Origin of the sequence: Allobosea sp. NPDC003192 (assembly GCF_050275675.1) — a bacterium.
Lineage (GTDB): Bacteria > Pseudomonadota > Alphaproteobacteria > Rhizobiales > Beijerinckiaceae > Allobosea.
This window is the reverse complement of the sequence record NZ_JBNNPK010000026.1, coordinates 1-21,289: the sequence shown is the minus strand read 5'-3', so window position 1 is coordinate 21,289 and position 21,289 is coordinate 1. Positions and strand designations below refer to the sequence as shown.

The 21,289-nt window shown below is 67.1% G+C and carries 21 protein-coding genes and 1 other RNA gene; 8 read left to right on the top strand and 14 right to left on the bottom strand.

Annotation, left to right across the window (positions count from 1 at the left end; genetic code table 11):
* Nucleotides 1–73 precede the first annotated feature (73 nt).
* The 7 genes from ACQKLX_RS26440 to ACQKLX_RS26410 all read right to left on the bottom strand — a co-directional run bounded on the left by ACQKLX_RS26440 (nucleotide 74) and on the right by ACQKLX_RS26410 (nucleotide 6,064).
* Nucleotides 74–1,606 (bottom strand): DegQ family serine endoprotease, encoded by a 1,533-nt coding sequence (locus ACQKLX_RS26440; RefSeq protein WP_427364542.1) that lies wholly within the window; start codon nucleotides 1,604–1,606, stop codon nucleotides 74–76.
* Nucleotides 1,607–1,779: 173 nt separating this feature from the next.
* Nucleotides 1,780–1,965, bottom strand: coding sequence for a DUF2065 domain-containing protein (locus ACQKLX_RS26435; RefSeq protein WP_427364541.1), 186 nt, complete (start codon nucleotides 1,963–1,965; stop codon nucleotides 1,780–1,782).
* A 21-nt stretch (nucleotides 1,966–1,986) separates the two neighbouring features.
* Nucleotides 1,987–2,913 carry a protease modulator HflC gene (gene hflC, locus ACQKLX_RS26430; RefSeq protein ID WP_427364540.1) on the bottom strand — a complete coding sequence of 309 codons (927 nt, stop codon included), beginning with the start codon at nucleotides 2,911–2,913 and terminating at the stop codon, nucleotides 1,987–1,989.
* Nucleotides 2,910–4,100 (bottom strand): FtsH protease activity modulator HflK, encoded by a 1,191-nt coding sequence (gene hflK / locus ACQKLX_RS26425; RefSeq protein ID WP_427364539.1) that lies wholly within the window; start codon nucleotides 4,098–4,100, stop codon nucleotides 2,910–2,912. The genes hflC and hflK overlap by 4 nt, the downstream gene beginning before the upstream one ends.
* 170 nt (nucleotides 4,101–4,270) lie before the next feature.
* Complete coding sequence (locus tag ACQKLX_RS26420; protein ID WP_427364538.1) at nucleotides 4,271–4,786, bottom strand: dihydrofolate reductase; 516 nt, start codon at nucleotides 4,784–4,786, stop codon at nucleotides 4,271–4,273.
* Nucleotides 4,787–4,790: 4 nt separating this feature from the next.
* Entirely contained in the window at nucleotides 4,791–5,273 is a 483-nt protein-coding gene (locus ACQKLX_RS26415; RefSeq protein WP_427364537.1) for a GNAT family N-acetyltransferase, read from the bottom strand.
* Nucleotides 5,270–6,064: a thymidylate synthase gene (locus tag ACQKLX_RS26410; RefSeq protein ID WP_427364536.1), complete on the bottom strand. Its 795-nt coding sequence runs from the start codon at nucleotides 6,062–6,064 to the stop codon at nucleotides 5,270–5,272. Before ACQKLX_RS26410 ends, ACQKLX_RS26415 begins: the two co-directional genes overlap by 4 nt.
* A 285-nt stretch (nucleotides 6,065–6,349) precedes the next feature.
* Between ACQKLX_RS26410 and ACQKLX_RS26405 the strand changes: the two genes are divergently transcribed.
* From ACQKLX_RS26405 to ACQKLX_RS26380, 6 genes are all read left to right on the top strand, one after another.
* On the top strand, nucleotides 6,350–6,646 hold the full coding sequence (locus ACQKLX_RS26405) for a PepSY domain-containing protein (RefSeq protein ID WP_427364535.1): 297 nt from the start codon (nucleotides 6,350–6,352) through the stop codon (nucleotides 6,644–6,646).
* A gap of 91 nt (nucleotides 6,647–6,737) precedes the next feature.
* Nucleotides 6,738–7,125: a transfer-messenger RNA gene (ssrA, locus tag ACQKLX_RS26400) on the top strand.
* 161 nt (nucleotides 7,126–7,286) lie between these two features.
* On the top strand, nucleotides 7,287–7,886 hold the full coding sequence (locus tag ACQKLX_RS26395; RefSeq protein ID WP_427364534.1) for an SspB family protein: 600 nt from the start codon (nucleotides 7,287–7,289) through the stop codon (nucleotides 7,884–7,886).
* Between the two features lie 18 nt (nucleotides 7,887–7,904).
* Entirely contained in the window at nucleotides 7,905–9,299 is a 1,395-nt protein-coding gene (gene fumC / locus ACQKLX_RS26390) for a class II fumarate hydratase (RefSeq protein ID WP_427364533.1), read from the top strand.
* A 127-nt stretch (nucleotides 9,300–9,426) separates the two neighbouring features.
* Nucleotides 9,427–9,627 (top strand): DUF4169 family protein, encoded by a 201-nt coding sequence (locus ACQKLX_RS26385; RefSeq protein WP_427364532.1) that lies wholly within the window; start codon nucleotides 9,427–9,429, stop codon nucleotides 9,625–9,627.
* The gene (locus ACQKLX_RS26380; RefSeq protein WP_427364531.1) at nucleotides 9,624–9,866 is read left to right on the top strand and encodes a ribbon-helix-helix domain-containing protein; all 243 of its coding nucleotides are present in this window, start codon (nucleotides 9,624–9,626) and stop codon (nucleotides 9,864–9,866) included. The genes ACQKLX_RS26385 and ACQKLX_RS26380 overlap by 4 nt, the downstream gene beginning before the upstream one ends.
* Here the strand turns inward: ACQKLX_RS26380 and ACQKLX_RS26375 are convergent.
* Nucleotides 9,850–10,758: a LysR family transcriptional regulator ArgP gene (locus tag ACQKLX_RS26375; RefSeq protein WP_427364530.1), complete on the bottom strand. Its 909-nt coding sequence runs from the start codon at nucleotides 10,756–10,758 to the stop codon at nucleotides 9,850–9,852. The two genes, ACQKLX_RS26380 and ACQKLX_RS26375, sit on opposite strands and share 17 nt — an antisense overlap.
* 92 nt (nucleotides 10,759–10,850) lie before the next feature.
* On the opposite strand from ACQKLX_RS26375, the gene ACQKLX_RS26370 reads away from it, so the two are divergent.
* On the top strand, nucleotides 10,851–11,459 hold the full coding sequence (locus tag ACQKLX_RS26370) for a LysE/ArgO family amino acid transporter (protein ID WP_427364529.1): 609 nt from the start codon (nucleotides 10,851–10,853) through the stop codon (nucleotides 11,457–11,459).
* A 254-nt stretch (nucleotides 11,460–11,713) separates the two neighbouring features.
* Here ACQKLX_RS26370 and ACQKLX_RS26365 read toward each other — a convergent pair whose 3' ends face one another.
* The gene (locus tag ACQKLX_RS26365) at nucleotides 11,714–15,463 is read right to left on the bottom strand and encodes an AsmA family protein (RefSeq protein WP_427364528.1); all 3,750 of its coding nucleotides are present in this window, start codon (nucleotides 15,461–15,463) and stop codon (nucleotides 11,714–11,716) included.
* A 107-nt stretch (nucleotides 15,464–15,570) separates the two neighbouring features.
* Nucleotides 15,571–17,004 (bottom strand): FAD-binding oxidoreductase, encoded by a 1,434-nt coding sequence (locus ACQKLX_RS26360; protein WP_427364586.1) that lies wholly within the window; start codon nucleotides 17,002–17,004, stop codon nucleotides 15,571–15,573.
* Nucleotides 17,005–17,156: 152 nt separating this feature from the next.
* On the opposite strand from ACQKLX_RS26360, the gene ACQKLX_RS26355 reads away from it, so the two are divergent.
* Nucleotides 17,157–17,723: a thioesterase family protein gene (locus tag ACQKLX_RS26355; RefSeq protein ID WP_427364527.1), complete on the top strand. Its 567-nt coding sequence runs from the start codon at nucleotides 17,157–17,159 to the stop codon at nucleotides 17,721–17,723.
* A 22-nt stretch (nucleotides 17,724–17,745) separates the two neighbouring features.
* Here the strand turns inward: ACQKLX_RS26355 and ACQKLX_RS26350 are convergent, their stop codons facing one another.
* The 4 genes from ACQKLX_RS26350 to ACQKLX_RS26335 form a co-directional block, all read right to left on the bottom strand.
* Nucleotides 17,746–18,339 carry a YdeI/OmpD-associated family protein gene (locus ACQKLX_RS26350; RefSeq protein ID WP_427364585.1) on the bottom strand — a complete coding sequence of 198 codons (594 nt, stop codon included), beginning with the start codon at nucleotides 18,337–18,339 and terminating at the stop codon, nucleotides 17,746–17,748.
* A 90-nt stretch (nucleotides 18,340–18,429) separates the two neighbouring features.
* Nucleotides 18,430–19,230, bottom strand: coding sequence for an ion channel (locus ACQKLX_RS26345; RefSeq protein WP_427364526.1), 801 nt, complete (start codon nucleotides 19,228–19,230; stop codon nucleotides 18,430–18,432).
* A gap of 46 nt (nucleotides 19,231–19,276) precedes the next feature.
* On the bottom strand, nucleotides 19,277–19,942 hold the full coding sequence (locus ACQKLX_RS26340) for a class I SAM-dependent methyltransferase (RefSeq protein WP_427364525.1): 666 nt from the start codon (nucleotides 19,940–19,942) through the stop codon (nucleotides 19,277–19,279).
* Complete coding sequence (locus ACQKLX_RS26335; RefSeq protein WP_427364524.1) at nucleotides 19,939–21,189, bottom strand: BtaA family protein; 1,251 nt, start codon at nucleotides 21,187–21,189, stop codon at nucleotides 19,939–19,941. The genes ACQKLX_RS26340 and ACQKLX_RS26335 overlap by 4 nt, the downstream gene beginning before the upstream one ends.
* Nucleotides 21,190–21,289 lie beyond the last annotated feature (100 nt).

The following is a 21,289-nucleotide window of genomic DNA, read 5'->3' as shown; positions in this document are numbered from 1 at the left end:
GCCCGGGACAATCGCCAAAGAAAAAGGGCGGCCGCAGGCCGCCCTTGATCGTCCTGGAATCAGGCTGACGCGGTCAGTTCATCGTCACCGCGACGAAGCGGACCTCACCCTGGGCGTTCGAGACCAGCAGCAGGGCCGACTTCTTGCCCTCCTTCTTCAGGGCGTCGAGCCGTTTGGTCACGTCGTCGGGCGAGTTCACCGGCTCCTGGCCGACCTCGACCACCAGCTCGCCGACCAGGATGCGCTTGTCGGCAGCGTTCGAGTTGCTGTCGACCTTGGTGATGACCACGCCCTTCAGCCCGTCCTTGATCGAGTAGCGCTTGCGCAGATCGTCGTTCTGCGCCGAGAACTCGAGGCCGAGCGCCGAGGCGGTCACCGGCTTGGCGGCCTCGCCGGCCGGCTTGTTGGCCGAGGCCTGCTGGACCTTCTCACCATCCTCGAGCCGGGCGAGCTTAACCGTCTTGCTGAGCTCCTTGCCCTTGCGCATGACCTGGATCGGCACATCCTTGCCGACCTGAGTGCCGGCGACGATGCGCGGCAACTCGCGTGAATCCTTCACGTCCTTGCCGTCGAACTTGACGATCACGTCGCCGACTTCGAGGCCGGCCGGCTTGGCCGGGCCCTTCTCGTCGATGCCGGCGATCAGCGCGCCGCGGGCGGTGCCGAGGCCGAGCGCCTCGGCAGCGGCGTCATCGACGTTCTGGATGCGCACACCGAGCCAGCCGCGGCGGGTCTCGCCGAACTCCTTGAGCTGGTCGACGATGTTCGTCGCCAGCGAGGACGGCACGGCGAAGCCGATGCCGACCGAGCCGCCGGTCGGCGACAGGATCGCGGTGTTGATGCCGATCACCTCCCCGGCCATGTTGAACAGCGGACCGCCCGAATTGCCCTTGTTGATGGCCGCGTCGGTCTGGATATAGGTGTCGTAGGGGCCCTGGTTGATGTCGCGGTTGCGGGCCGAGACGATGCCCGACGAGACCGAACCGCCAAGGCCGAACGGATTGCCGATCGCCATCACGGGATCGCCGATCCGGGCCTTGTCAGAGTCGCCGAACTTGACGAAGGGCAGCGGCTTGTCGTGCTTCACGCGCAGCAGCGCGAGGTCGACCTTGGTGTCCTTGCCCACGACCTCGGCCTTGAGGCGCAGGCCGTCGCTGAACACCACGGTGATCTCGTTGGCATCGCCGATGACGTGGTTGTTGGTCACCACCAGGCCCGACGGATCGACCACGAAGCCCGAGCCCGCCGATTGCGAGCGGCGCTGCTGCGGCGGCTGGTTCTGGCCCTGCTCGCCGCCACGGCCGCGGCGGTTGAAGAACTCCTCGAACAGGTCGCCGAACGGGGTGTCGGGGCCGAGCTGCGGCAGCTGCGGCAGGTTGCGGCCGCGCGTTTCGCTCGTCGTCACAGCCGCGATATTGACCACCGCCGGCATCACTCGCTCAGCGAGATCGGCCAGCGAGATCGTGGCGCCATGAGCCTGCGGCGTGGCCTGGACGTTGCCGGGCGCCGGCGTCGCCTGACCGAAGGCCGGCACCGTCGCGAGCGCCATGCCGGCGACGGTCGCGATCCGCGCCAGACGGGAGGCGTGGGAATATATGAGTGCCATCGATGTCCTCATGATCATGATGATGTCGCGCCAAGGGATCGAGGTTGACGAGATCGCCTTGGCGGCATTGCAGCGCAGCCGGAATCCGAACGCAACTTAAGAACGCCAAAATGCGGCGGAAGGGCGACGCAAGATCGCGTCATAAGGTCGTGATCAGTGCAAAAAGGACTGATTCAGCTCCGGACCATCCAGACCATGCCGACGCCGACGATGGCTGAGACGATGCCGATCAGGCGCATACGGTCGACCGGAGTTTCGGAGGCGCTGCGCAGCGCCTCCTTGGCGATCTCGGGAATAGACGCGAAAAGCAGTCCCTCGATGGCGAAGACCAGGCCGAGCGCCGCGAGGAAATCTGTCATGCGCAGCGCTCGGCCATAGGATCAGGGCTTCGGGGCGGCCGGCGTCGCCGGTGCCGCGTCGGTTGTCGCCCCGGCGCGTCGGCCGGCCGGGTCGTTGAAGAAGCGGAAGAACGGCGAGTCAGGCGTCAGCAGCATGCGCGTGTCGCCGGACTTCAGGCTCGCTTCATAGGCCTGCATCGAACGATAGAAGGCGAAGAACTCCGGATCCTTGCCGAAGCCCTCGGCGAAGATGCGGTTGCGCTCGCCTTCGCCCTGGCCGCGGATCTCGTCCGATTTCCGCTGCGCCTCGGCGACGATGACGATAGCGTCGCGTTCGGCCCGGGCCCGGATCTCCTGCGACTGCTGCCCGCCCAGCGCGCGTGCTTCCGCAGCCTCGCGCTGACGCTCGGTCTGCATGCGCTGGAACACCGCCTGCGAATTGGCTGCCGGCAGGTCGACACGGCGCAGGCGCACGTCGACGACGGTCATGCCGAAGCGGCCGGCCTCGCGGTTCACATCGTCGCGGATGCGGTTCATCAGCCGAGAACGGTCGGTCCGGACCATCGCGGTGAAGGTCGCCTCGGCCAGGACCGAGCGGACATTACCGTTGACGATCGAGGCGAGCTGCGAATTGGCGCGCGGGATGTTGTTGACCGCCTGGAAGAAGCGCAGCGGATCGGAGATCCGGTAGCGCGTGAAGGCGTCGACCACGAGCCGCTTCTGGTCCGAGGCGATGATTTCCTGCGCCGGCAGGTCGAGATCGAGGATTCGGTTGTCGAGATAGGTAACCTGCTCGAACGGAGCTGGCAGCTTGAAGTAGAGCCCCGGCTGGGTGACGACGCTGCGCACCGCGCCGAAGCGCAGCACGATCGCCGACTGGGTCTGCTGGACGACGAAGGTCGCGGCGTAGAAGACGATCGCGATGATCGCGATGACGGCCAGAGCGCCGATGCGAAGGAAGCCGCTCATCGGGTCGTCCCCTGCTGCTGGGCCTGGCCCTGGTTCTGGCTCGCCGGCCGGCGCGGTTGATGTTGGCCGAGCTCACCCAGAGGCAGATAGGGCACGACGCCGTTGCCGGAGCCGTTCTGGTCGAGGATCACCTTGTCCATGCCGCCGAAGACACGCTCCATGGTTTCGAGGAAGAGGCGCTCGCGGGTAACGGCGGGCGCGTTCTTGTACTGCTCATAGACGGAGTTGAAGCGGCTGATCTGGCCGAGCGCCTCGTTGACGGTCTGATCCTTGAAGGCTTCGGCCGACTGGACGAGCTGAGCCGCCTTACCGCGCGATTCGGGCACGACTTGATTGGCGTAGGTCTCGGCCTGGTTGCGCAGGCGTTCCTGGTCGGCGCGCGCCGCCTGGACGTCGCGGAAGGCGTCGATGACCTGCTGTGGCGGGTCGACCTTCTGCAGCTGCACGAGGCGAATCTGCACGCCGGCACGATAGGTGTTCAACGTGTCCTGCATCAGCTGGCGCACTTCGGTCTCGATCGCAGCGCGATCGGTCGTCAGCACCGGCTGGATGTTGCGCCGGCCGATGACCTCGCGCATCGCGCTCTCGGCCACGGCCTTCACCGTGCCCGGCGGATCCTGGATGTTGAAGACATAGGCCTCGGGCGCGCCCGGATCGATCTGCCATTGCACGATCACGTCGATGTCGACGATGTTCTCGTCGCCGGTCAGCATCAGGCTTTCCTCGCCGACATCGGTCTGGCGCGAGGTACGCGCCGATTCGACGGTGCGGAAGCCGACCTCGGTGGTGATGACGTTGGTCACCTGCGGCTTGATCACGCTGCCGATCGGATAAGGCAGGTTGTAGTTCAGGCCCTGCGCGGTCTTGCCGACATATTTGCCGAAGATCAGGTTGAGGCCGACTTCGTTGGGCCGCACCGTGTAGACGCCGGTGGCGAGCCAGAGCAGCACCAGGCCGAGCCCGACGAGCAGAAGCCCGCGCCCGCCGAGGTTGCCGCCCGGCATGAAATTCTTGAGCCGGTCCTGGCCGCGCCGGATGATCTCCTCGAGATCGGGCGGGGTGTTGCCGCCGGAGGGACCGCCACCGCCCCAGGGGCCGCCGCCATTGCCGCCGCCGCCACGCTGGCCCCAGGGACCACCGCCGCCACCGCTGCCGCCACTCCCGCCGCTCTGGTTACTCCAAGGCATGCCTCAGCCGTTCCTCACTCTTTAGCTTCGACCGTGCATAGCTGAACGGCTGAACGCTGTCAGCGCCATCCGGCGCAATGGGCGTTGAATTGGGCATCGGCCACGGATTCGTCAACGACGCAAGCCCCTTTAGTCGTAGACCCTTCGTCGCAGTCCCCTCACCCGGAAGCTCAGGAGACCCGGTTCAAGGTCGCGAAAGCGAAGGGGAACTCATCATCGGGACCTGCCGCATGCTCGCTGCGCGCGCGCTCATTGAAGGCAGAAGGATCCCAGGCCGGGAAAACCGCATCACCCTCTGGCCGGGCGTGAACGAAGGTCAGTTCCAGCCGGTCAGCGAAAGGCAATGCCTGGGCATAGACCTCGCCGCCGCCGGCGACAATGACGGCGCGTGCGCCCATCGCCTTGCCGAGCCGCTGCGACGTCTCCAGCGCCTGGTCGAGCGCCGGCACGACATAGACGCCGTCAGGCTGGAAGCTCGGATCACGCGACAGGACCACGGTCTGCCGTCCAGGCAGCGGCTTGCCGATCGAGAGGAAGGTCTTGCGGCCCATGATGATCGGGCAGCCCATGGTCAATTCGCGGAAACGGCGCAGATCGGTCCGCAGCCGCCAGATCAGCTGGTTGTCCCGGCCGATGACGCCATTGTCGGCGATCGCCGCGATCAGGACGACGGGGAGCTTGCCCACCAGCTCAGCCTCCGGCCGCGAGCTTGTGCAGCGCCGGCCCGTCGACCCGCTTCACCGTCCACTCGCTCTGCGCCACCGCGCCGATCGAGCGGTAGAACACCCGCGAGGGCTCGTTCCAGTTCAGCACCCACCAGGCGAAGCGCGACAGGCCCTCGTCGACGCAGCGCTTGGCGAGGCGCACCATCAGTGCCTTGCCGATACCGCGGCCGCGCTGCTCGGGCCGGACATAGAGGTCCTCCAGCCAGATGCCGTGCCGGCCGGTGAAGGTCGAATAGGTGTAGAACCAGATCGCGAAACCGGCCGGCTGCCCTTCCCATTCGGCGATGTCGCAGAACACCTTCGGCTCGGGCCCGAACAGAGCTGCGGCCATATCGGCCTCGCTGGCCTCGACCTCGTGCAGCAGCTTCTCGTATTCGGCGAGTTCGCGCACGAAGGAGAGCACCAGCCCCGCTTCGTCGGGCCGGACGGGACGGATCGTCAGCGTCATACCGCGATCGGCGCCTTGATCGCCGGATGCGGGTCGTAACCCTCGATCACGACGTCCTCGAAGCGGAAATCCTCGAGCCGCCGCACCGCCTGGTTGAGCCTGAGCGTCGGCAGAGCCCGCGGCGTCCGCGAGAGCTGCTCGCGCGTCTGGTCGAGATGGTTGAGATAGAGATGCGTGTCGCCGAAAGAATGGACGAAATCGCCGACGCGCAAGCCCGTCACCTGCGCGACCATATGGGTCAGCAGCGCATAGCTCGCGATGTTGAACGGCACGCCGAGGAAGACATCGGCCGAGCGCTGGTAGAGCTGGCAGGACAGCCGCCCGTCGACGACGAAGAACTGGAACAGGCAATGGCACGGCGCCAGCGCCATCTTCGGGATGTCGGCCGGGTTCCAGGCCGAGACGATCAACCGGCGCGAATCGGGATTGCCGCGGATCTCGTCGACCAGCCAGGCGATCTGGTCGATCGTGCCGCCATCCGGAGCCGGCCAGGAGCGCCATTGCCTTCCGTAGACCGGGCCGAGATCGCCGCTTGCATCCGCCCATTCATCCCAGATGGTGACGCCATTCTCCTGGAGATAGCGGACATTGGTATCGCCGCGCAGGAACCAGATCAGCTCGTGGATGATCGACTTCAGATGCAGCTTCTTGGTCGTGACCAGCGGAAAGCCTTCCGACAGGTCGAAACGCATCTGGTGGCCGAACAGGGCGAGCGTGCCGGTGCCGGTCCGGTCGTCCTTGCGGACGCCTTCATCGAGGACGCGCTGCAGAAGGGAGTGATACTGGTGCATTGAACCCGAATTCGAATCTGAAAAGCCCAAGATACTAGCGCCATCCGCGCCGGCGCGCCCCCCCGCGCACCGCAGCTCTCAACCGTTTTTCACGCAGCCCTCGCGACATCGAAAGAAATCGTGATCGCGCTGGATATTGCAATGCCGAAGGATCGCCCCAATGTGAATGTCTGATGAACAGAAGGGGCGCTTCGGGCCTGCGCTTGAAGCATCGGACCAGGGTAGTTTCCGGCTTCCGGAATGATCCGATGCTCCATCAAACGCCCGGTTGATGTGGACCGTATCATGACCAGACTATCGATGCTGGCCGCGCTGCTTCTGGCAGCGGGCCTGGCGGGACCGGCATCGGCTTCGGCCTGGGCCGAGAGCAAGCCGGACAATCCGGCCGCTGCCACCAAGCAGAAAATCACGGAAGCACAGGCACGCTCGATCGCCTTCCGCCACGGCCTCGTCCATGTCGAGGAGATCGCCCTCGCCGATTGGCGCTGGGAGATCGCCGGACGCGCCCAGGGCGGCGTCGAGGTGACCCTCGACCTCAATGCCTATGACGGCTCGGTGATCGGCGGCGCAGCCGCGCCCTGATCGCATCTTTCGCCGCGAAGAGTTCAAGCCGCGGGGCTTTTCCCGCGGCTTTTTCGTGTTTGCGCAGAAATTAGCCGGGGCGACCTCGTGCTCTCTTTCCCCGCGCGTTCGCAGCGCCTATATTCCGCTTGCCGCTCGCAAGAACGGCTATGGCGATAAACGGACTTCGTAATAAGCCTTTCGGACCCGGGGGCGGTACCCGGCGCCTCCACCACAGCCCTGCGGCGCGAGCAGCAGGAACACTTGCAACTCACAAGGTTGCAGGGCTGCGGCGGGGGCGAAATAGGATCGACGAGGGTGTAAAAGTTGTTCTTTTGCCCGGCATGGTTCCGCCGTTATCGGGCCGTTGCATAGTTGCCAACGACAACAATGCTCGGGTTGCTGTCGCCGCGTAAGCGGTGCTGGTTCCCAAACCAAAGCCCTTGCGCTTAGCCGCGTAAGGCGGGGCTCGGAGGCGCCTGGCAACAGAAGCCTCCACTTTTTTGTGCGGGCTCGATCAGCCGGCGCGGAGCGGCATAGGGGATTCTTCCTTTGCATGAGAAACGCTCTAAACTGATGGAATCGGTCACGTTTTTCGTTTCGGGGAGCTTCCCACCGGTCGCGGCGTGATCTAGAGGAGCGGAAACGGAACCCGGACCCGATGACCAAGGATATTCTCCGCTACGACCTGATGGTGCAGGATGCGCTCAAGGGCGTCGTCCGCAAGATCCTGTCCGAGGCGGGCCGCGACGGGCTCCCGGGCGAGCATCATTTCTACATCACCTTCCGGACCACGGCGCCGGGCGTGCGGTTGTCGCAGCGCCTGCGCGAGAAGCATCCGGACGAGATGACGATCGTGCTCCAGCACCAGTTCTGGGACCTCAACGTCAGCGACCACGCCTTCGAGGTCGGCCTCTCCTTCTCCGGCGTGCCGGAGCGGCTGCTGATCCCCTATGATGCGATCACCACCTTCTTCGACCCATCCGTGCAGTTCGGCCTGAAGTTTGAGACGCAGGACGCCGCTGGCGAAGCGCAGGCCAGCGAGCCCGCCACCCCGGTGAAGGCACCGCGCGGCGCCGCCTCCGAGCCCAGCGTCGCGCCGGCCGCGCCCCTCGCCCTTCCGCCCAAGCCGGCGCAGAAGGCGCTGCCGGCGAGCGCGAAGAAGGAAGCAGCCGAAGCGGATGCCGAGGCCAAGCCCGAAGCCGAAGAGGAAGGCGGCGCCCAGGTCGTCAGCCTCGACGCCTTCCGCAAGAAGACCTGAGACCCAAGGATTCCCATCATGACCGGATTCCGCAGCGAGACCGATTCCTTCGGTCCGATCGATGTCGCCGCCGACCGCTATTGGGCGGCGCAGACGCAGCGCTCGCTGCAGAATTTCAAGATCGGCGGCCCGGCCGAGCGCATGCCGCTGCCGGTCGTGCATGCTCTGGTCCTGGTCAAGAAGGCCGCCGCGACCGTCAATGCGAAGCTCGGCCTGCTCGACGGCAAGGTCGAGACCGCGATCGTCCAGGCCGCCGACGAGGCGCTCGCCGGCAAGTTTGACGAGCATTTCCCGCTCGTCGTCTGGCAGACCGGCTCCGGCACTCAGTCGAACATGAACGTCAACGAGGTGCTGGCCAACCGCGCCAACGAGATCTTGGGCGCCGGTCTCGGCAAGAAGAGCCCGGTCCACGCCAACGACCACGTCAACAAGGGCCAGTCCTCGAACGACAGCTTCCCGACCGCGATCCACATCGCCGCCGCGCTCGCCGTCTCGAAGGAGCTTCTGCCTGCGCTCGGGCGGCTGAGGGATGCCTTCGACGTCAAGGCGAAGGCCTTCGCCGACCTCGTCAAGATCGGCCGCACCCATCTCCAGGACGCGACCCCGGTCACGCTCGGTCAGGAATTCTCCGGCTATGTCGCGCAGATCGAGCTCGGCATCGCCCGGATCGAGCAGACCCTGCCCGGCCTGCTGGCGCTCGCCCAGGGCGGCACCGCGGTCGGCACCGGCCTCAACGCCCATCCCGATTTCGCCAGGGCTTTCTCGGCCGAAGTCGCCAGGCTGACCGGGTTACCCTTCCGCACCGCCGACAACCTGTTCGAGGCACTCGCCAGTCATGGCGCGATCTCCTACAGCCATGGGGCGCTGACCGCGCTCGCCATGGACCTGTTCAAGATCGCCAACGATATCCGCCTGATGGGCTCGGGCCCGCGTTCGGGCCTCGGCGAGATCAGCCTGCCCGAGAACGAACCGGGCTCCTCGATCATGCCCGGCAAGGTCAACCCGACCCAGGCCGAGGCGCTGACGATGGTCGCGACCCGCGTGCACGGCAACCAGGCGACAGTCGCCTTCGCCGCCAGCCAGGGCCATTTCGAGCTCAACGTCTTCAAGCCGGTGATCGCGCAGGCCTTCCTGCAATCGGCCCGCCTCCTTGCAGACGCCGCCGACAGCTTCCGCACCAACTGCGTCGAGGGCATCGAGCCCAATCGCGAACGCCTCGCCGAGCTGCTCTCGCGCTCGCTGATGCTGGTGACCGCGCTCGCCCCGGCGATCGGCTACGACAAGGCCGCCAGCATCGCCAAGGCGGCCCATCACAACGGCACGACCCTGCGCGAGGAAGCGCTCAAGGCCGGTGTTGACGCCGCGCTCTTCGACAAGACCGTCGTCGCCGAAGACATGCTCAGCCCGGGCTGATAACGAGGGGCATGCAAATGACCCTTGTTATTCCGCATGTGAATGGCTCACGCCATCGGCCGCATGTGAGCCATTCACATTGGAGCAACGGCCTGACGCGTCAGCGTCACTGGCCGTTGGCAAAATAATGGCCGAGATCGTCAATCTCCGCCGCGCCCGCAAGGCTCGCGACCGCGCCAGTGCCGAGGCGCAGGCCGAGCAGAACCGGATCGCGTTCGGCCGAACCAAGGCCGAACGCAAGCTGACCGAGGCGGAAAAGGCGTTGGCCGAGCGCCGTCTCGAAGGCCATCGCCTCTCCGACGATCCCGACGGCAAGGACAAGGCGTGAGCGGCCTGCGAAAACGCTCCCTCGCCATCGCCGGCCACCGCACCAGCGTCTCGCTCGAAGAACCCTTCTGGGAAGCGCTGAAGGAGATCGCGGCGGCGGAGAAGCGCCCCGTCGCCAGCCTGGTGATGGAGGTCGATTCCGGCCGGGGCGAACTCAACCTCTCCTCAGCGCTGCGACTGCGCGTACTCGCCCATTATCGCGGGCGGACCGAGGCCGTGAAGCTCACTCCCGCGGATTGACCAGCAGGCGCCGCGCCGTCTCGACCACGGCGCGCGTCAGATCCGCCAGCCGCTCCGCCGCGACCCGGTTGACCTGCCAGAACAGCGGCGTGTCGAGCGTCTTGCCGGGCATGAGCTCGCGCAATCGCCCGGCATCGAGATGCTCCCGCACCAGCAATTCCGGATTGGCGCTCCAGCCGATGCCAAGCAGGCACGCATCGACGAAGCCATGCGTCGAGGGCACCCAGTGCACCGGGTGGACAGGGCTTTCGCCGAAGGCAGCCTCCATCCACTGGCTCTGCAAGCGGTCCTTCTGGTTGAAGATGAGCGAGGGCGCCTGCGCCAGCGCCGGCAAGGTCACTCCGTCAGCGAAATGGCGCGCCATGAACTTCGGGCTCGCCGTCGCAAGATAGCGCAGCGAGCCGAGCGAGATCACCCGGCAGCCCTGGATCGGCTTCTCCAGCGCGGTGACGGCGGCAAGCACCCGCCCCTGTCGCAGCCAATCGGCCGTATGCTCCTGATCGTCGACGGCGATGTCGAGCAGATGCGGGCTCCGTTCCGCGAACGTCGCGACGGCACGCAGGAACCAGGTTCCTAGGCTGTCGGCATTGGCGGCGATCCGCAAGGTGACACGCTGCTGCGGCTGGTCCGGCTCGGCCAGCGCCGGCAGCCGCGTCATCAGCTCGCCTTCGAGTAGGCCGACTTGCTCCATATGCCGGCAAAGCAACTCGCCTCGCTCGGTCGCGGTGCAAGGCTGCCCCCGGACGATCAGCACTGTCCCTAGCCGCTCTTCGAGCTGCTTCACCCGCTGCGACACGGCCGAGGGCGTGACGTTCAGCACTTGCGCTGCCTTGTCGAAGCTGCCGGTCCTGACCACCAGCGCGACCGCCTGCAAGGCGGGATAATCGAGCATGGCATTAGCTCTGCTTAATCGAAATAACGATGTTTAACTACACTAAGGCAACCTGGGAGCCTAGGCAGGACGGCGAAACAGGACCGTCGCTCATGCCATTCTCCGTCTATGTCACAGGCTTCACCATGGGCCTCAGCCTGATCGTCGCGATCGGCGCGCAGAACAGCTTCGTGCTGCGGCAGGGCCTCAGGAACGAACATGTCTTCGCGGTCTGCCTCACCTGCGCGCTCTCGGATGCGGTGCTGATCCTCGCCGGCGTCGTCGGCCTGAAACAGGCGACAGCGCTGCTGCCCATGCTCGAACCGGCCCTGCGCTATGGCGGCGCCGCCTTCCTGATCTGGTACGGCGCGCGCAGCCTGCTCTCGGCCCTGCGCTCTTCCGAAGCGCTCGCGGTCGGCACCGCCAGTGGCGCAACGCTCTCCGCCAGCCTCGTCACCTGCGCCGCGCTGACCTGGCTCAACCCGCATGTCTATCTCGACACCGTGCTGCTGATCGGCAGCATCGCCAGCCAGTTCCCCGAGCAGGAACTGGTCTTCGCCGCCGGCGCGATGACGGCGTCCTTCCTGTTCTTCTTCGGCCTTGGCTATGGCGCCCGCTGGCTGCGCCCGCTCTTCGCCGACCCCAGATCCTGGCGCATCCTCGACGGCATCGTCGCCACCACCATGTGGGCGATCGCCTTCAAGCTGCTGCAGGGCAGTTGATGGACCCCGCCTTAAGGCTCTCTCCCTCAGCCCTCATCCTGAGGAGCAGCCGGAGGCTGCGTCTCGAAGGATGCTTCAGGATGCTCTGGAGACATCTGGACCATCCTTCGAGACGCCGCTGCGCGGCTCCTCAGGATGAGGGCTCGAATGGAATGCGCACGCAGAGGACGAAAAAATCCCGCTGACTCAGCAGCTTGCGCCCGGCGCTTGTATCAACCTCGCACCCGCTTGAATCAATTTGCCAGCGCCTTGAATCAATTCTGCAGCGGCGAGCGCGACAGCGGCCGCGGCACCGACTGGATGTCGAGCGGCGGGGGCAGCGGCGGCGCCTCGCTGCGCGGCCTGATCACATACGGATCGCCGGGGATATAGGAGGGCGGCGCACCCTGCAGGATCATCGGCCCGGGCCGTCCTTCGATCGCGGCGCGGATTGCAGCCTGCCTTGCCCGCTCCTCGGCTTCGGCCCTGCGCCGCTCGTCCTCGGCCTTGCGCAGTTCCTCCTGGCGTTTCGCGATCTCCGCCTTGCGGGCCTCCTCGGCGATACGCGCCTCTTCCAGCTTGCGGGCGATCTCGGCTCGGCGCGCCTCCTCGGCCTGCCTCGCCTCCTCGGCGCGCCGCGCGATCTCCGCCTTGCGGACTTCCTCGGCGAGTCTCGTCTCCTCTGCCTTTCGTGCAGCCTCCGCCCTGCGAGCCTCTTCGGCCAGCCTGGCCTCCTCGGCCTTGCGCGCCTCCTCGGCCCGCTTCTCCTCGGCGATGCGGCGCTCCTCCTCGGCCTTGAGGAACTCGGCGAGCTTGCGTTCGTTCTCGCGCATCTCGCGCTCGGCCCGCAGGCGGCGGATATGCGCTGCCCGCTCGCGCTGATCCGCCTCGAACGCCTCGACCCGCTCGATCTCGCGTGCCAGCGCCCGCGCTGCCACGACGTTGGAGAGCGCCCCGACATCGGTCTCGCGCCGCGGCGCATCGAGTGGCCCGCGCCAGGCGACGCCGACCTGCGGCATCTGCTCCGGCCAGCCCTTCGGCGCAGCCCCGAGCGGACGCAGATTGAGGCGCAGGTCGGTCGTCATCGCCCGCCAGTCGACCAGCCCGGTCGCATCGGCCCTGAGGCCCGCGCGCTCGACCGAGACCGGCGAGACCCGCAGCACGCCGGCCGCCTGGGTGAAGGGGATGGTGACGTCGCCGAGCGGCCAGCTCGCCTTTTCCAGCGCCGCGCCGATACGATCCTGCAAGCGCTCGGTCTCGCTCTCGGAAGCGTCGTCGCCGATCGCGGCGATCACCTTGGAGATCGCAGATGGATCGAAGCGGGCCATGCCGGCACCCGAGACGCTGATCGAGCCGGCTCCGCCGAGCGCCGCGATCAGCCGCGCCGGGCTCTCGCCCGAGCCGCCGGCCTCGAAATTGCCAGAGAGTTTGCCGGTCAGCGCCCCTTGGGTCAGCGTGGCAAGGTCGAGTCCGGCGAGGCCGAGCTTGCCGGCGATCTGTGCCAGCCCACCATCGCGACGGGCCGTGAGCCGACCGCTGACTTCGCCACCGGCATGGCTGCCACGAAGGTTGTCTAGGACGAGCCCGTCCGGCCCGGCTGCCAAGTCGAGCCGCGCCTTGGTCAAGGCGATCTTGTCGGTCAGGTCGAGCCGCTCGGCAGAAAGAGCGAGCTTGATCTCGCCCAGGCCCGTCGCGCCCTGGAAGCGGCTCGGCGACCATTGACTGCCCGCGACCGGCTGCGCCTGACCGAGCACCGCCGTGAGCGCGGGCTGTAGCGCGAAATAGGGCAGGTCGAGCCGCCCGCCGATGCCGCGCTCGCTCGATAAGGTCAGCGCGCCGCGCGCCGCCTTGCCGCCAGCATTGACGACCAGATCGTCGAGGCGCGCCTCCTCGCCGAAGAAGACACGTCCGGAGGCATCGAGCAAGCCATCGGGGACGAGCCGTGCCAGCCCCTCCGGCAGCACCTGCCCCGGCCCATCGGCCTGCAGGCTGAGCTGTGCTCCACCGCCCGCTCCTTCCAGCACCAGCATCAGCCCGGGACCGGCGAGCGAGCCGACCGGCCCATTCGGCCCGAAGCCAAGCGAAAGCTCGCCTGACCCGCCTCGCGCCGGCCGCGGCAGGCCGAAAGCGGCGAAGGCGCGGCGGCGGTCGTCGAGCGACAGCTTCACATCGCCGCCGCTCCACTGGCCGGCAGCATCGAGCTTGCCGTTGAGCGAGAGCCGCCCGGCCTGGGCCGAACCTTCCGCCACGACGCTGGTCTCGCCATTAGACCCGCGCGCCAGCTTGAAGCCGGCATCGATGCCGGCGAGCCCATCCTCGATCCGCGGCAGCACGCGCCGGAAGCCCTCCGGCAGCAGCGGCCCGGCCAGCGCCGTCAGCGCGGCAAAGCGCGGCGCACGCACTCGCCCGGCAATCTCACCGCCACCCGGCAGGAGCGCACCTTCGCCCTCGACCTTGACGCCGCCGAAGCCGTCGACGGCGAGGCGGCTGAGGCGCCAGTCGTTGCCCTGCCGGTTCAAAGCGAGCCGGGCCGAACCTGGCGGAGCCGAAAGATAGCGCAGGCCGTTCAAGGTGAGATCGAGCGCGAGGTCTCGCCGGCCGGTGAGCGCATTCAGGCTGTCGCCCGACGGCAAGGTCGAGAGGTCGAGCCCGTTCAGGGTCAGCTTGGCGTCGAGCCGGTCTGACGTGATTGCGCCGGAGCCTTCGAAACGCGGCCCGGAGCCGGCGCGCGCGACCATGCGGGTAATCGCGAGGCGCTCATTGCTCCAGTCCAGCGCAGCTGCGCCCTCGAAGCTGCGCAGGGCGGCGAAGCTGTCGGCCAGCCCGGCCTCGACGCCGAGCCGCGCCAGCGCCAGCGCCGCCCGGCGCGCATCAGGCGCCTTGGCTTCGACCGTGCCGCGAAAACCCTGACCGTCGAGCGCGCCACGGGCGTCGAGGGTGGCATTGGCGATCTTGACCGTGGCGCTGCCAGCCTCGATCCCATCGCCGTCGAGTCTGCCGCGCAGGGCAAAGCCGCTGAAATCCTCGCCGCGCCAGACGATCTGGTCGAACTCCAGCGAGAGATCGACCGGCCCTGGCAGTGCCTGCAAGGCGCGCTGATAACCCGGCCGCTGCGCCAGCGCCTCGCTCAGCGCATCGGCGTCGAGCCGACGCGCCTTGAGCTGGACGCTGCCCTTGCTCTCCGCCGGATTGAACGAGCCCTCCCCCTCCAGCCGCGCCGCACCGCCCGCAATTTCGACGACGAGGCCAGAGAAGTCGAGGCGCCGGCTGTCGCCGCTCACCCGCCCGGCGAGGCTGACGGCCCCACCCGGCGCGATGGTGAAGCTGCCTTCCAGTCCGGGACGGACGCGCTGCTCGACTCCGCCGAGTACCAGCGAGCCATCGAAGCTGAACTGCGCCTGCTCGCCGGTGACGGAGGACTTGGTCCGCAACCGCCCGTCAGTCTCGATCGCTCCGGTAGCGAAGCGTAGGGACGAACCGGCGATCTCGCCCTCGACGCGCCAGGGCCCGTGCAAGGCGACGGCGGAAACATCGACCGAGATCGGCGCCAGCGTCTGCGCCGGTTTGCCGGGCTCGCGCCAGATCACGGCCGAGCGCCGGATCGCCAGCCGGTCGATCGCCGTCTCGCCGGGAAGGCCTGCGCCCTGGCGGGCCGGCAGGGCGATGCCGCCGCTCTCGTCCGCGACGAGGTTAAGCGTCAACCCGTCGGCCTCGGCCTCGACCAACCTGAACTCGCCGCGTGCCAGCGGCGCCAAAGCGAGCTCGGCCGTCAGCGTTTCGATTGTGGCACTACTCGTCCCGCTCTCGCCGGAGCCGAGGCGCACATCGCCCAGCCTCAGCCGCGGCGACGGCAAGAGCCGCAGCCCGATCTCGCCGGCGACGCGGGTCTCCACGCCGAGCGCGGCGCTGATGCGCTGCTCGAAATGGGGCCTGTACTCGCGCCAGTCGACGAAGCCCGGCCCCAGCAGCGCGGCCAGCAACGCCGCGACGAGCAGCCCGGCCAGAAGGGTCAGGGCCTCACGCACGCTCTTGCATCGATCCTCGATATGTCGACGGCGCAATCATGCACGCAAGTCGCGGCAGGATCACGACATTCTTGCGAATGATCCCCGTTTGGTGCCGTGGTTCGATGTCACAAGCTGATGATCTTGCCTGGGTTGAGGATGTTCTGCGGGTCGAGCGAGCGTTTGATCAGCCGCATCGTGGCGAGCGCCGCCGGGCTATGCTCGATCGTCAGGTACTTCATCTTCTTCTGGCCGACGCCGTGCTCTCCCGTGCAGGTCCCTTCCATGGCGAGCGCTCGCTTGACCAACCGGTCGATGAAGGCCTCGCAGCGCGCCACCTCGTCGGGATCGGCGAGATCGACCAGCGGCTGGGTGTGGAAATTGCCGTCGCCGACATGGCCGACGATCGGCGCGATCAGGCCGGAGGCCGCGATGTCGCGCTTGGTCTCGTCGACGCATTCGGCCAGCCGCGAGATCGGCACGCAGACATCGGTCGCAACCGATTCCGCGCCGGGCCGCAAGGCGCGGGCCGCCCAATAGGCATCGTGCCGCGCCTGCCACAGCTTCGAGCGGTCCTCCGGCCTGGTCGCCCAGTCGAACGGCCCGCCGCCGAACTCGGCCGCGATCTCGCCGAAGCGCTCGGCCTGCTCCTTCACGCCCTCCTCGGAGCCGTGGAACTCGACGAACAGCATCGTCGTTTCCGGCAGCCCGAGCTTGGAATGCAGGTTGACGCCGCGCATCATCACATCGTCGACCAGCTCGATCCGCGCCACCGGCAGGCCGGACTGAATCGTCATGATCGTCGCGTCACAGGCCGCCTTCACCGAGGGGAACGGGCAAACGCCGGCCGACATCGCCTCGGGAATGCCGTGCAGCTTCAGCGTCACCTCGGTGATGATGCCGAGCGTGCCTTCCGAGCCGACGAGCAGGCGGGTGAGATCGTAACCGGCCGAGGATTTGCGCGCCCGGCTCGCCGTCTTGACGATCGCGCCATCGGCCATCACCGCGGTCAGCGCGATGACATTGTCCTTCATCGTGCCGTAGCGCACGGCATTGGTGCCGGAGGCGCGGGTCGCCGCCATGCCGCCGATCGAGGCGTCCGCGCCGGGATCGATCGGGAAGAACAGGCCCTGGTCGCGCAGATGCTCATTGAGTTCCTTCCGGGTGACGCCGGCCTCAACCGTGCAGTCGAGATCTTCGGCGTGCACGGCAACGACCCGCTTCATCTGGCTCATGTCGATTGAGACGCCTCCGAAGGGCGCGTTGACATGGCCCTCCAGCGAGGTGCCGGTCCCGAAGGCGATCACCGGAACCCCGTGCCTGGCGCACAGTTTCACAATGGAGGCCACCTCTTCGGTGCTCTCGGGATAGACCACCGCATCCGGCGGCTGGTTCGGGATCCAGGTCAGGGTATGGCCGTGCTGCTGCCGTACCGCGAGGCTCGTGACGAGCCGATTGCCGAACAGCGCCGCCAGCGCCTGCGTCAGCGCGCTAACGGCCTGCGGCGAGGGCGGCAGCTCTGCAGCACGAGCATGGGGGGGCGCGGAAGCAGTAGAAGGCATTGTCATGGCTGGAGAACTTCGCCTAGTCTGGAATGGTTCGGCCTTGAGAGCGGCGGCTCGTGTTGTTTTCACGCGCCGCGACCGCGTCGGCAAGAGCCGGCGGTGCAGAGCCGCCTACGCATCGACGAGAGATGGACCGAAAGGAGGAGCCGATGCCGGACGACATTCGTACGCCTGCCTTGTTCTTTGCTCCCTTCGTCTCGTCCCCGATGCGGGTCGAGCCGCAATGGATCGACTATAACGGCCATCTCAACATGGCCTATTATCATGTCCTGTTCGATCGCGCCGTCGACGAGGTCTTCTCGCTGGTTGGCCTCAACCAGGACTACGTCCAGGCCCGCAAGGCCTCGTTCTTCGCGGCCGAGTGCCATGTGCTCTACAAGCGCGAGCTGACGGTACGCGATCTTGTCCGCGTCACTGCACAACTGATCGCCTTCGACGACAAGCGTCTGCATTTCTACCTGGAGATGCGCCAGGCCAGCGAAGGCTGGCTCGCCGCGACTTCTGAGAACCTGGCGCTGCATGTCGACCTGATCAGCCGCAAGGTAGTGCCCTTCCCGGCCGACATCCTCGCCAATCTCGCGATCATGAAGGCGGCGCATGCGCAGATGCCGCGCCCGGCCACGGTCGGCCGGATGATCGGCATGCCGCAGAAGAGCGCGATCACGCTCGGCGAGCCGGCGCCGGAAGCCGAGCGCGAGACGGAGACGCGGCACTAGCCGCGCTTGCTGGTTGGTCCTTCTAGCGCTGCGGATAGATGGTCTCGCCGCGCTTGAGCATCTCGACGAAGGCCGCGATCTTCCTGCGCCGTCCGGCTTCCGTCTTGAGGTTGTGGACGCGGAACGCCAACGCGAAACGGTTCTGCGCGCTGAGCCTCGAGAGCATCTCCCGCGCCAGCGGCTCTGCGTCGATCGCGACCTGGAGATCGTCGGGGATCTTCAGGTTCCGGCCGGCGCCGTAGGCGCGCGCCCAGCGGCCATCGGCCCTGGCCGCCTCGACCTGCACCATGCCATGGCTGGTCATGCGCCCCTCCGCGGTCAGGCGGGCGACATTGTCGACATTGATCTGGCTCCAGATGCTTCTGGCGCTCCTCGGCGTGTAGCGCTGCAGATAGCTGCGCTCGTCGAGCCCTTTCTTCACACCATCGATCCATCCCCAGCAGAGCACGACGTCGATCGCCTCCTTGGGCGTGATCGAGCGCAAGCCGGACGAGAGCTTGTGGATCTTGATCCAGATTTCGTCGGCACGGTCACGGTGCTCGCCGAGCCATGCGTAGAAGCTCGCGGCATCCTCGAATTCCCGGACCTTGTTGGGGTCGACCTCAACCGGCGCCATCGCTGCTCCAAAAATCTCGACCCGGCAGGAAGCCGGGACATCCCTGTAGGGATCGAGCTCGTCCGCTCCTGTCAGCACCGAGGCCGCCGGCTAATCGTCGTCGTCGGGGATTTTCAGCCGGTGACCGCACGCCTTGCAGTGCACCGCGTCGGGATCGTGGCGTTGCAGGGCGCATTCGGGACAGGGGAAGGTCACCTTGTGCGGCCGGAATACCGCCTGTGCCAGCCGCACGAACAGCGAGATGCCGGTGATCATCACAACGATCGAGGTCAGCTTGCCGGCGATCCCCGGCAGGGTGATATCGCCGAAGCCGGTGGTCGTGACCGTCGTGACGGTGAAATAGAGGGCGTCGACATAGCCCTCCAGCCCCGGCCGGCTCATGAAGAAGAAGGTGTAGACGAAACCGGTGACGACGAAGAGGAAGGTCGCGAGGTTGATCAGCGCCCGCGCCACGTCTTCCCAATCGCGATAGCGCGTCTGCCGCAACTGCGCCCAGATCAGCCCGCGCTGCGACAGCGACCAGAGCCTCAGGATTCGCAGGAAGCCGAAATTCTCCAGCCATTGCGGCGCCAGCAGCGTCGCCAGGATGAAGAGGTCGAGCAGCATGGTCGGCTGGCGCAGCAGCCGCAGCATGTTCGAGGAGGCGAGGAAGCGCGCCGCGATCTCGGCCATGACGATGATCGCGACGGTATAGTCGAGCCAGAGGAATTCCGGCCGGTCGCGCAGCACCGGCGTCGCGACGAAGAAGCCGATGATCAGCAGGTCGACGATCAGCGTCGCGAACTGGAAACGCAGCGCCCCTGGCGTCCGGCCGTGATAGAGCTGGCGCAGCCGGTCGCGCAGCCCGGATTGTCCACTGCTGCTGTCGTCGGGATCGGCGGCTGCACTCATGCCGCTGGCGTAGCAGCGCGACTGCGCCAGCGTCCAGCCCCGGCGCTCAAGCTGGCCTGATTGCGACCGCCTGCACGCTGTAGCCCCCGAACAGCCGCGTGGTGCCACCGATGGTCCCGGTCTCGGCGCAGAGATCGGTCACGACCATATCGAGATCCCGGCGCGGCGTGACATGGAACAGCGCCAGCCAGCGGTTCAGCATGGCCCGAAACGGGCCGGGCAGATGCGCCTGGTCGCCGAAATCGACGATGTGCAGCGCGCCTCCCGGCGCGACGACCTTGAGTCCCTGCGCCAGCGCCTCGCGCCAGGGCGGGATCATCGAGAGTGCGTAGGAGATGACGACGCGCTCGAAACCGGCGCGGCCGAACAGCGCCTGCGGATCGAAATCAGTCGCGTCGGCCTGCGCCAGGGTGATGCGCTCGGAGAGGCCGGCCTTCGCCACCTGCTGGCGGGCCGTGCGCAGCATCTCCTCGGAGACGTCGAGCCCGTAGCAGCGCGCATGCGGGTAACGCTGCGCGATCTTGATCAGGTTCCGGCCGGTGCCGCAGCCGATCTCCAGCACCGCGCCGCCCGGCGGCGGCTTCAAGCCGACGATCAGCCCGTCGCGGCCGAGCAAATAGAACTTGCGGGTGGCGTCATAGATGTGCCGCTGGAAGCGGTACATCCGGTCCATCAGGCCGGCGGCGTTCGGCTCGCTGCCGGCAGCGATCACGCGGCAGCTCCGCGGACATAGAGATGGAAGGCACCGTAGATCGAGGAACGGTCGCGCGCGCCGAGCTCGCGGCTGCGCGCTTCGTCGTAGTGCCATTGCGACAGGATCGCCTCCGGCACGCGGCCCGGCAGCAGGCGCTCATCGGCGGCAGTGCGGAAGATCACGCGGGCGCCCGGCGCGGCGCTGCGGGTTACTTGCGTCCACAGCGCCGTCAATTCGGCGTCGTTCATCCAGTCCTGCGCATCGAGCAGCACGAAGCCATTGCAGCTCTCGGCCGGCTGCTTTTCGAGGAAAGCGGTGATCGCGCTCTGATGGTAGGAGACGCGCCCGGCACGCTCCCGCACCGTCTCGAAATGTCTGCGCTCCAGATAGGGCGGCACCGCCGCATCGGGCTCCGGTCCATAGCCGCGGCCGAAGGCCTGCCAGGCGAAATAGTTGGTCTTGAGGTCGAAACCGCAGGCCAGCCGCTCCAGCCGATGCTTCAGCACCGCACGGATGCCGGCATCGCCATCGGCGGCAAGCGCCTTGTACTGCGCCGGCGGGATACCGAGCCCGTAAAGCGAAGCCGGCTGGCGCACCAGCCAGCGCACCAGCTTCTTCTCGAACACCGGCGCCAGATGCCGGTCGAACAGCGCCCGCTGCTCGTCCATCGTCTTCGCCTGCAGCATCACCCTGGGGTCGCAGCCGAGCCGGCGGGCGAGAAAATGGCCGGTGCCGATAAAGCGGCCGAGCAGGCCGTAGCGATAGAAATTGCGGGCGAACAGCTCGATCCGGCGGCGGCCGGCAAGATTACGTCCTTCCCAATAGGCACGGCTGACCGCGTCCAGCCGCGGGGCGATCATTTGGTCAAAGGTCTCGACATTGGCCTTGGACTGCGCCTGCCCGAAGAAGCGGCGGAAGGTCGCGTGATCGTCGATTTCGGCGAGCGCCGCGAGCTTGAGATGGCCGAGCGCGATATGGGCACCATTGAGGTCGATCGCGCTGATCTTCTCCGGGTCGCCGGTGAGATAGGACAGGATGTTGCAGGAGCCCGAGGCGATCGCGACGAGATGGTCGCTGGGCTGCAGCGCCAGCGCCTCCATGTCGACGACCGGATCCTCCCAGATCTGCGGATAGACCAGGCCGGAGAAGGCGAGCGTGAACATCCGCTCCAGCATGCCGGCACGCGAAAGCGGCTTGCTGCGGTGGACGGCGGTGGTCAGGCCGAGATTGGTCGTGCGCTTCACCGCGCGGATCGTCTGCGTCACGAGGCCCCTCGTTTCCGCCCATTGCGATGGCGAGCCGCTGGAGGCGGATGCTTGCGGAAGGCGCCGTCGCTGTAGAGCCGGGCGACCTCGTACTCGTCCT

Coding starts and splice junctions, on each gene's coding strand:
- ACQKLX_RS26440 (WP_427364542.1), bottom strand. CDS start 1,606: ATGGCACTCATATATTCCCACGCCTCCCGTCTGGCGCGGATCGCGACC.
- ACQKLX_RS26435 (WP_427364541.1), bottom strand. CDS start 1,965: ATGACAGATTTCCTCGCGGCGCTCGGCCTGGTCTTCGCCATCGAGGGA.
- hflC (WP_427364540.1), bottom strand. CDS start 2,913: ATGAGCGGCTTCCTTCGCATCGGCGCTCTGGCCGTCATCGCGATCATC.
- hflK (WP_427364539.1), bottom strand. CDS start 4,100: ATGCCTTGGAGTAACCAGAGCGGCGGGAGTGGCGGCAGCGGTGGCGGC.
- ACQKLX_RS26415 (WP_427364537.1), bottom strand. CDS start 5,273: ATGACGCTGACGATCCGTCCCGTCCGGCCCGACGAAGCGGGGCTGGTG.
- ACQKLX_RS26410 (WP_427364536.1), bottom strand. CDS start 6,064: ATGCACCAGTATCACTCCCTTCTGCAGCGCGTCCTCGATGAAGGCGTC.
- ACQKLX_RS26405 (WP_427364535.1), top strand. CDS start 6,350: ATGACCAGACTATCGATGCTGGCCGCGCTGCTTCTGGCAGCGGGCCTG.
- ACQKLX_RS26395 (WP_427364534.1), top strand. CDS start 7,287: ATGACCAAGGATATTCTCCGCTACGACCTGATGGTGCAGGATGCGCTC.
- fumC (WP_427364533.1), top strand. CDS start 7,905: ATGACCGGATTCCGCAGCGAGACCGATTCCTTCGGTCCGATCGATGTC.
- ACQKLX_RS26385 (WP_427364532.1), top strand. CDS start 9,427: ATGGCCGAGATCGTCAATCTCCGCCGCGCCCGCAAGGCTCGCGACCGC.
- ACQKLX_RS26375 (WP_427364530.1), bottom strand. CDS start 10,758: ATGCTCGATTATCCCGCCTTGCAGGCGGTCGCGCTGGTGGTCAGGACC.
- ACQKLX_RS26370 (WP_427364529.1), top strand. CDS start 10,851: ATGCCATTCTCCGTCTATGTCACAGGCTTCACCATGGGCCTCAGCCTG.
- ACQKLX_RS26360 (WP_427364586.1), bottom strand. CDS start 17,004: ATGCCTTCTACTGCTTCCGCGCCCCCCCATGCTCGTGCTGCAGAGCTG.
- ACQKLX_RS26355 (WP_427364527.1), top strand. CDS start 17,157: ATGCCGGACGACATTCGTACGCCTGCCTTGTTCTTTGCTCCCTTCGTC.
- ACQKLX_RS26350 (WP_427364585.1), bottom strand. CDS start 18,339: ATGGCGCCGGTTGAGGTCGACCCCAACAAGGTCCGGGAATTCGAGGAT.
- ACQKLX_RS26345 (WP_427364526.1), bottom strand. CDS start 19,230: ATGAGTGCAGCCGCCGATCCCGACGACAGCAGCAGTGGACAATCCGGG.